10 protein-coding genes are annotated in these 8,362 nt (G+C 70.7%); 4 read left to right on the top strand and 6 right to left on the bottom strand.

Annotated features, from left to right (window positions below; all coding sequences use genetic code 11):
- Window positions 1-215: 215 nt before the first annotated feature.
- The 4 genes from ASD47_RS21350 to ASD47_RS21335 form a co-directional block, all read right to left on the bottom strand.
- Entirely contained in the window at window positions 216-635 is a 420-nt protein-coding gene (locus tag ASD47_RS21350) for an MAPEG family protein (protein ID WP_056761012.1), read from the bottom strand.
- Between the two features lie 91 nt (window positions 636-726).
- Window positions 727-1,176: a hypothetical protein gene (locus ASD47_RS21345; RefSeq protein ID WP_056761010.1), complete on the bottom strand. Its 450-nt coding sequence runs from the start codon at window positions 1,174-1,176 to the stop codon at window positions 727-729.
- A gap of 72 nt (window positions 1,177-1,248) precedes the next feature.
- Window positions 1,249-2,097, bottom strand: coding sequence for a prephenate dehydratase (locus ASD47_RS21340; protein WP_056761007.1), 849 nt, complete (start codon window positions 2,095-2,097; stop codon window positions 1,249-1,251).
- Window positions 2,094-2,849, bottom strand: coding sequence for a 3-deoxy-manno-octulosonate cytidylyltransferase (locus ASD47_RS21335; RefSeq protein WP_056761004.1), 756 nt, complete (start codon window positions 2,847-2,849; stop codon window positions 2,094-2,096). The genes ASD47_RS21340 and ASD47_RS21335 overlap by 4 nt, the downstream gene beginning before the upstream one ends.
- Window positions 2,850-3,007: 158 nt before the next feature.
- On the opposite strand from ASD47_RS21335, the gene ASD47_RS21330 reads away from it, so the two are divergent.
- The 3 genes from ASD47_RS21330 to ASD47_RS21320 all read left to right on the top strand — a co-directional run bounded on the left by ASD47_RS21330 (window position 3,008) and on the right by ASD47_RS21320 (window position 5,012).
- Window positions 3,008-3,727, top strand: coding sequence for a cytochrome c family protein (locus ASD47_RS21330; RefSeq protein ID WP_056761001.1), 720 nt, complete (start codon window positions 3,008-3,010; stop codon window positions 3,725-3,727).
- A gap of 178 nt (window positions 3,728-3,905) precedes the next feature.
- Window positions 3,906-4,421: a co-chaperone YbbN gene (locus tag ASD47_RS21325; RefSeq protein WP_056760998.1), complete on the top strand. Its 516-nt coding sequence runs from the start codon at window positions 3,906-3,908 to the stop codon at window positions 4,419-4,421.
- 84 nt (window positions 4,422-4,505) lie between these two features.
- Window positions 4,506-5,012 carry a thioredoxin family protein gene (locus tag ASD47_RS21320; protein ID WP_056760995.1) on the top strand — a complete coding sequence of 169 codons (507 nt, stop codon included), beginning with the start codon at window positions 4,506-4,508 and terminating at the stop codon, window positions 5,010-5,012.
- 1 nt (window position 5,013) lies between these two features.
- Here ASD47_RS21320 and ASD47_RS21315 read toward each other — a convergent pair whose 3' ends face one another.
- Both ASD47_RS21315 and ASD47_RS21310 read right to left on the bottom strand, forming a co-directional pair.
- Window positions 5,014-5,859, bottom strand: coding sequence for an NlpC/P60 family protein (locus tag ASD47_RS21315; RefSeq protein ID WP_056760992.1), 846 nt, complete (start codon window positions 5,857-5,859; stop codon window positions 5,014-5,016).
- Complete coding sequence (locus ASD47_RS21310) at window positions 5,856-7,277, bottom strand: M17 family metallopeptidase (RefSeq protein WP_056760989.1); 1,422 nt, start codon at window positions 7,275-7,277, stop codon at window positions 5,856-5,858. Before ASD47_RS21310 ends, ASD47_RS21315 begins: the two co-directional genes overlap by 4 nt.
- Window positions 7,278-7,364: 87 nt before the next feature.
- Between ASD47_RS21310 and ASD47_RS21305 the strand changes: the two genes are divergently transcribed.
- On the top strand, window positions 7,365-8,201 hold the full coding sequence (locus ASD47_RS21305) for a pilus assembly protein TadD (protein ID WP_056760987.1): 837 nt from the start codon (window positions 7,365-7,367) through the stop codon (window positions 8,199-8,201).
- Window positions 8,202-8,362: the final 161 nt, after the last annotated feature.

The following is an 8,362-nucleotide window of genomic DNA, read 5'->3' as shown; positions in this document are numbered from 1 at the left end:
TCAAGACCAAGATCAAGCGCGCCGGCTGGGATGAAACCTTCCTGCTCTCACTCCTGGGTCATATGCGATAGCCCTGCCCTGTGGGGGAGGTGTCGGCGAAGCCGACGGTGGGGGGAGTGATCGGCAGGCGGCCAGATCATGGATCTTCGAGCCCAAGCCTCCCCCCACCGATCGCTGCGCGATCGCCTCCCCCACGGGGAGGGCCTTCTTGGACGTCAGCCTCCGAACAGCTTCGCCAGCTCCCGCGCCACCATCCACGCCAGCACCAGCGTCCCGGCCGAGAACGCCAGGAAGCGCAGCAGCACGATGTTGACGCTGACCTGGATCAGGCTGTGCAGCACCCGCAGGCCCACGAAGGCCCAGGCCAGCCCGACCGCCAGGGCGTCGCCATGGCCGGCGACCTGGATGGCCAGGGCGGCGGCGTAGAAGATCGTCGGCTGCTCCATCAGGTGGTTGTAGTTGTCGGCCGCCTGGCGGGCGGGCGCCGGCAGGCCGTCCAGGCTCCCGGGAAAGGCCGCCGCCTGCGGCTTGATCCCGGCCTTGCTCATGGCCGGCAACCGCTGGACGTACATCCACACCCAGATCACCAGCGACCAGGCCACCAGCGCCATTACCGGCGCGACCAGCGTGTTCATCGTCATTCCTCCCCGACTCCTTTATTGGAGCCTGGTCGGAAGGTTAGGCGCCGAACGCCCGATTAGCGAAGCTTGCCGTGACGGCAGCGGATCAGGCGGCGGGCGCGGCCCGCGCCTTCAGCGCCGCGGCGACCGCGCCGAGCAAGAAGCCGACGCCCAACGGCGCCAGCGCCTCGGCGAGGCCGGGCGCGATCACGAACAGATCGCGAGTGTGCGTCGCCTGCATGGCCCGGACAATGGACAGGGTCGTCAGCAGCGTCGCGAAAAGGCCTGCGCCCGGCGGCAGCAGGCTCAGGAGCGACAGCAGCGAAGGATCGCTCGTACGACCCTTGGCCAGGCTCATGACGCCGAGCACGGCGATACAGATCCCCAGACCGGTCAGCAGCAGATAGACCAGCTTGGTCAGGGGTCCCGCCGAAAGCACAAGGATGCCCAACGTCGCCAGCGGATTGGCAGGCATGCCAGCCCAGATCCCCAGCCCGATCGCTCCCACGAGGAACACGGCCCCGCCCACACCCAAGGCCGTCGGCGCGATCTTCATGCTGTCCCCCATCGGCGCGACTACGCGCCCGAGGCCAAGCTAGAGCGGAGCGGCGTCGGATTACAACCCGGCCTACACCCGGTCCCGGAACGGATCGGCCGGATAGACGCCCAGAATCTCGAACTTCTCGGAGAAGAACTTCAGCTCGTCGAAGGCCAGGGCCAGGCTGCGGTCCTCGGGGCGGCCGTCGACCTCGGCGTAGAAGAAGGTCGCCGTGAAGTGGCCGCCCTCCATGTAGCTTTCCAGCTTGGTCATGTTGACGCCGTTGGTCGCGAAGCCGCCCAGCGCCTTGTAGAGGGCGGCCGGCAGGTTGCGGACCTTGAACACGAAGCTGGTCACGCAGCGATGGGTGAACGGCGGCGGTTCGGGCGTCCTGTCGGCCGTCATCACCAGGAAGCGCGTGGTGTTGTTGCGCGCGTCCTCGATGTCGCGGGCCAGGATGTCCAGGCCGTAGATCTCGGCGGCCAGGGCGGGAGCGACGGCGGCGCGGGTCGGGTCGGGCTTCAGGGCCAGGGCCTTGGCGGCGCCCGCCGTGTCGCCGGCGCTCTCATGGGCCAGGCCGAGCTTCTTCAGGCTGTGGCGGCACTGGCTGAGCGCGATCGGCATCGAGCAGGCGATCTTCACCTGGTCCAGCGTCACGCCCTTGTTGGCCATCAGCTGGAAGCGGATCGGCTTGAAGCGCTCGCCGACGATCTTCAGGCCCGAGGCCGGCAGCAGGTGGTGGACGTCGGCGACCCGGCCGGCGATCGAGTTCTCGATCGGGATCATGCCCAGCTGGCAGGCGCCGGTCTTGATGGCCTCGAACGCCTCCTCGAACGTGGCGCAGGGCACGGCCTCGTAGTCGGGGAAATAGGTGCGGCAGGCCTCGTGGCTGTTGGCGCCGGGCTCGCCCTGAAAGGCGATCTTCTTGAGGATGCTCATGCGGTCTTCCCGGCGGCGCCGTTGCGGTTCGAATAGGCGCGCGCCGCTTCTAGGTCCGAGGGATTGTCGACGGAGATCGGGGCCTCGGCGGCGACGGCCGCGCGCAGGCTGAGGCCCAGCTCCATGGCCCGCAGCTGCTCCAGCTTCTCGCGCTTCTCTAACGGCGAGGGCGGAGCGGCGTTGAAGGCTTCCAGCGCCGCGCGGCGATAGCCGTAGATGCCGATGTGGCGCCAGATCGGCGCGTCGCCATAGAGGGTGGAGCGGGTGAAATAGAGCGCCCGGCCCGACAGGCCGTCCTGCTCCATGGCCAGCACAGCCTTGACCACGTCGGGATTGGACCGGTCGGCCGGCGAGGCCTCCGGCGCCACCACGGTGGCGATGTCGCAACCCGGGTGGGCGCTCAGCAGGTCGGCGCAGGCGCCCAGCACCGACGGCTGCACGAACGGCATGTCGCCCTGCAGGTTGATGACCACGTCGTGGCGGCGGTCCGGGTCCAGCACCTCGAGAGCGGCCAGGATGCGGTCCGAGCCCGAGGGCAGGGCCGGATCGGTCAGCACCGCCCGGCCGCCGGCCCGCTCGACCGCCTCCACGATCGCCGCGTCGCCGGCCGCCACCGCCACCGGCCCGATTCCCGCCGCCTGGGCCTGGCGCAGCACGCGCACGATCATGGGCAGGCCGCCGATGTCGGCCAGCGGCTTGTCCGGGAGGCGAGTGGCCGCCATGCGGGCGGGAATGACGACGATGGGGTTCATGAAAGGCCGTTGCGGGTCAAAACCGTTGCTGCCCGGTTGCGCCCCGGGCGGTAGCGTGTAAGAGACGCGAGCGCAACATGGAGCGCGCGGGGGAAACCTCCGGGCGCGGATTTCGGGCCTGTCGTCAGACGGCCCCCAAGAGGCTGGTAAGGCTTTAGATGAGCGACCTGACGTTCAACAAGATCGCTGGCGGCGTGCTGCTGACCGGCCTGATCATTTTCGGTCTGCGGGAAGCGTCGGACATCGTTTTCGCCAAGCACGAGCTTGAGAAGCCCGGCTACGAGATCGCGGTCGCCGAAGAGGCGGGCGAAGGCGGCGCCGCCGCCGAGGTCGCGCCCGACTGGGGCAGCGTCCTGACCCCGGCCAATGTCACCGCCGGCCAGGCCGTCAGCGCCAAGTGCGCCTCGTGCCACAACTTCACCGCCGAGAACCACACCGGGCCCGGCCTGTTCGGCGTGGTCGGCCGCAAGCCCGGCACCCACCCCGGCTTCGCCTATTCGCCGGCCATGGTCGAGTACGGCAACAAGAACCCGGTCTGGGACTACGACAAGCTCGACACCTTCCTGAAGGCGCCGGGCAAGGACGTCTCGGGCACCAAGATGACCTTCGTCGGCCTGAAGAAGCAGGAAGACCGCATCGCCATCATCGCCTATCTGCACAGCCTGGGCTCGTCCCTGCCGATCCCGGCCCCGAAGCCGGCCGGCGCGGCTCCGGCCGCTCCGGCGGCGGCGGGCGAGGCTCCGGCCGCCGGCACGGCCGCGGCGGGCTCGGCCCCGGTTCCGGCCGCCGTCGGCGCGGGCGGCGCGGCCACCGGACCGACCCCGGCTCCGAACGCCACCAAGGGCTCGGGCGAAGCGGCCCAGCGTCCGGGCGGCTAGCCCACCGGCGCGAACCAACGGCAAGAGGCCGCGAAGTCCGCTTCGCGGCCTTTTCTTTGCCGCCTTTCCAGGCGCCCCCAGACCGGATGGAACCGCCCGCAGCAAAGCTGCCTTGCGGCCTTTCCCCATTCCGTGAGTAGAGTATCGGACCGCACCGCTTCACCGGAACCGTTCGACCATGACGTCTCGCCCGCTGGCCGCCGCCGTCCTCGCCGCCCTGCTGATCGCCGCGCCCGCCTCGGCCTTCGCCGCCAAGGCCCCGACCGTGGCCCTCAAGTCGCTGGCCGACCTGCCCACGCCCCTGCCCTATCCCTATGACGAGAAGGCCGACGCCGAGGCCGACGTGGCCAAGGCGATCAAGACCGCCAAGGCCAAGCACAAGCTGGTGCTGATCGACCTGGGCGGCAACTGGTGCGGCGATTGCCGGGTGTTCGCCGGCATGATCGAGCAGCCCGACCTCAAGGCCTTCGTCGACAAGCACTACGAGGTGGTGACCGTCAATGTCGGCCGCTACGACCACAACATGCAGATCCCCGCCCGCTACGGGATCAACAAGCTGAACGGCGTGCCGACCTTCCTGGTGGTCGACACCAAGGGCAAGCTGGTCAATCCCGACGCCCTGTTCGCCCTGACCGACGCCCGCCACATGACGCCGCAATCGCTGGCCGACTGGCTGGCCCAGTGGCCGAAGTAGGCGATCCAGTCCCAGCCGGCTGTTCGCGCGCCCGCGCACCCGCTATAGGCGAAGGCGACAAGCTTAGCCTTTAGATGGAATTCGATGCGCAAGATCGCCACCTTGGCCGTGACGGCCCTCCTGGCCTTGCCCGTGACGGGCATGGCGGCTCCGGCTCCGAAGGTCGGGATCCGCAGCACCGCCCAACTGCCGACGCCCCTGCCCTATCCCTATGACGAGAAGGCCGACGCGAACGCCGAGGTGGCCGCGGCCGCCAAGCGCGCCAAGGCGGCCCACAAGCTGCTGCTGATCGACCTGGGCGGCAACTGGTGCCCCGACTGCCGCATCCTGGCCGGCGTCATGCGCCTGCCCGAAGTTCGGGCCTTTGTCGATCAGCACTACGAGGTCGTCACGGTCGATGTCGGCCGTTTCGATCGCAATCTGGAGGTCCCGGAGCGCTATGGCGTCTCCGACCTGGAAGGCGTGCCGGCCCTATTGATCGTCGATGAAGGCGGCCAACTGCGGAACCGCAAGGAACTGATCAACGTCACCGACGACCGCCACAAGCGCCCTCAGCAGATGGTGGACTGGCTGGCCAAATGGACCCGATAGGCTAGGGCCGCCGCCACCCCGTCACCCCACCGCCGCCCGCCGCTTCGATCCGGGCCACCGCCTCGGCCAGGGGCTCGATCGCCACGGCCATGTGGTGGGCGTTGGCGTGCAGGATGGTGTCGGCGTCCAGCAGCAGGGCCACATGCCCCTTCCAGAACACCAGGTCGCCGCGCCGGCGCTCGGCCTCGGCGACGGGGGTGAAGAACGCCAGCTGCAGGTCGGTGTCGCGGGGGACCGCCTTGCCGCAGGCCGCCAGGGCCTGCTGCACCAGGCCCGAGCAGTCCAGGCCCAGCGATTCGCGCCCCCCCCACTGGTAGGGCGCGCCCAGATAGCCCTCCGCCACCGCCACCGGGTCGGCCAGGGCGACCCCGACCGGACGAAGGTGGGCGGCGACGAACCAGCCCGTGCCCTCGCCCCGGGCGAACCGCCCCTCCGCCGCCTCGATGGCGGTAAGGGCGTTCTGCGAGTACAGGCCCACCGGCCGCGACTTGATGTCGGGCTCGGCGAAGGCGTAGGTGCGCGGGACCGCCACCTGATGGGTGGCTGGCGCGCCCCGGGCGGCCAGGTCGTCCTCGGCGACGAAGCCGACATAGCCGTCGCGCGCCGCCTGGCCCCAGGCGAAGCCGCCCTTCACCTCCAGCACCTTGAACAGTTCGCCGAACAGCAGCTGGTCCCACTGCTCGGCCATCGGGTGGGCGGCCTTGCGGAGGGCGGCGGTCGGGACGGCGACCTGGCGCAGGGTCGGGGCCTCGTAGCGCTCGGCGGCGACTAGGCCCTGCAGATCGAGATCGGCCAGGTCCGGCCGGGCCAGGGTCACCCGGGGGTCGTACGGGCGCGGACCGCTCATGCCGAGACCTTGGGGAACCGCGACTTCAGCGTGCCGTAGAGGCCCCGGATCACCTGGGCCTCGCCGCCGGACGCGAAGCCCGGCCGCCCCTTGGGGTTCCAGGCGAAGATGTCGAAATGGACCCAGGACCCGGTGGTGGGGGCGAAGCGTTGCAGGAACAGGGCCGCGGTCATCGAGCCGGCCTGGGCCCAGGCGTCGGGATCATTCTTTAGGTCGGCGATGTCGCTCTCGACCGCCTCCCTGTATCCCTCCCACAAGGGCATGCGCCAGACGGGGTCGGAGGCCTCGCGCGCGCCTTCCTCGATCTCCAGGGCCAGGTCGTCGTCGGGGGTGTAGAATGGGATGACCTGCGGCCCCAGGGCCACGCGGGCCGCGCCGGTCAGGGTGGCCAGGTCGATCGTCAGGGCCGGCTCCAGCTCGGCGGCCCGGGTCAGGGCGTCGGCCAGGATCAGCCGGCCCTCGGCGTCGGTGTTGCCGACCTCGACGGTCAGGCCGGCGCGGGTGGCCAGGACGTCGCCGGGCCGCATGGCGTCGCCGGCGATGGCGTTCTCCACCACCGGGACCAGCACGCTCAGGGCCACCGGCAAGCCGGCGGCCATCACCATCCGGCCCAGGGCCAGGGCGTGGGCGGCGCCACCCATGTCCTTCTTCATCAGCCGCATGCCGGACGAGGGCTTGATGTCCAACCCGCCGGTGTCGAACACCACGCCCTTCCCGATCAGCGCGACGCGCGGGTGGGCCGGATCGCCCCAGGTCAGCTCCAGCATCCGCGGCGCGCGGGCCGGGACGGCGGCGCGGCCGACGGCGTGGACGGCGGGATAGTTGGCTTCCAGCAGGTCGTCGCCGAGGATCACCTCCAGAGTGGCGCCGTACCGCTCGGCGATCTCGCGGGCGATGGTCTCGATCTGCAGCGGCCCCATGTCGTTGGCCGGGGTGTTGACCATGTCGCGGGCCAGGGCGCAGGCGTGGGCCACGGCGTGGACCTCGTCCAGATCGACGGTTTCGTCCGCGACCAGTCGTCGCGGCTCGTCCCCCGCGCGGGGCCGGTAACGGTCGAACTTGTAGGCGCCCAGGGCGAAGGCCAGGGCGACCTGGCCGGGGTCGAGGCCGTCGGGGATCGCCGCCAGGCGGTAGTCGCCGGCCGGCAGTCGGGCCGGCAGGGCGCGGAACAGCATGGCCTCGGCCTTGTCGCGGGTCCCCAGGCCCAGGAGCACGCGGTCCACGGCCCCTTGCGGCGTCGGCAGAACCAGCACCTGGCCGGCCTTGGCCTTGAAGTCCTCCAGGGCCACGAAGCCCTTCACGAAGCTCGGACGCGCCTCGACGAAGGCGGCCAGTTCGGCCTCGTACAGGCAGTGGATGGGCGTCGGCGGGCCGTCCTCGGACGAGCGGGAGGAGGAGGCGATGATCGGTTCCGACATGGACGCGCCCTTGAGGGTGAAAATTATGCTTAACGATTCCTTGAGGGCCGCGCGCGAGGATGCGGGACCGTCGGGAGATCCTTCTTCATGTGTCGCAAGCGCGCGCTCCTCGCAACCGTTCTTGGCCCCCTGCTCGCGTCCGGCGTGTGGATGGCGGCGCCGGCCCATGCCGCCGACAAGCCCGCGCCATCCGCTCCGGTCGCCGCGCCCTCCGCCGCCGCGCCTGAGACGCCGCGCAAGGCCACGCCCGCCGAACGGGCCGAGGTCCAGCGGGCCGATCCCCTGACCCGAATGGCCTTCTGGTCGAACGAGGTCGAGCGCGATGGTCGCGACATCGAGGCCGGCGTGGGCCTGTCCCAGGCCCTGCGCGCCCTGGGCCGTTATGACGAGGCGGCCGACGCGGCCGCCCGCGTGCTGATCGTCGCCCCCGACAGCTACGACGCCCTGATGGAGGCGGCGCGGGCCAACGTGGCGCGCGGCCAGGGCTTCTACGCCATCGAACCCGGCCGCAAGGCCGCCGCCCTGCAGCCGCGCGACTGGCGGCCCCTGTCGCTGCTGGGCGTGGCCTACGAGCAGGCCAAGCGCGACGACGAGGCCCTGGCCGCCCATCGCCAGGCCGTGGCGTTGGCTCCGGCCGAGGCGGTCCCCCTGGCCAACCTGGCCATGCACCTGGCCTCGACCGGCGACCTACCCGGCGCGGAGAAGCTTCTGCGCCAGGCGACGGCCCTGCCCACCGCCACCATCCAGGTGCGCCAGAACCTGGCCCTGGTGATCGGGCTGCAGGGGCGCCTCGACGAGGCCGAGAGGCTGGCCCGCCAGGACCTGCCGCCGGAGTCGGTCGACAACAACCTGGCCTGGCTGCGCGCCGCCGTCGGCCAGGCCAGCGCGACCCGGTCGTACGACGCGGTGAAGGCGGGCGGCTAGAGGGCCCGGCGTGCGTTTCTTGGCCGCTACCGCCAAGAAACCGAGATTGAGAACGTCAGCCCAGGGTGATGGGGTGGACGCCCCCCGACGGCATCTACGTGCCAGAGTGAGGTGTGTTGAACTTCACTCGAGGGAGGCGCCCATGGGCGAGCTTACCATCA

The organism is Caulobacter sp. Root1472 (assembly GCF_001426985.1).
GTDB lineage: Bacteria > Pseudomonadota > Alphaproteobacteria > Caulobacterales > Caulobacteraceae > Caulobacter > Caulobacter rhizosphaerae.
The sequence above is the reverse complement of the archived record's forward strand: the minus strand, read 5'-3'. Positions and strand labels throughout refer to the sequence as shown.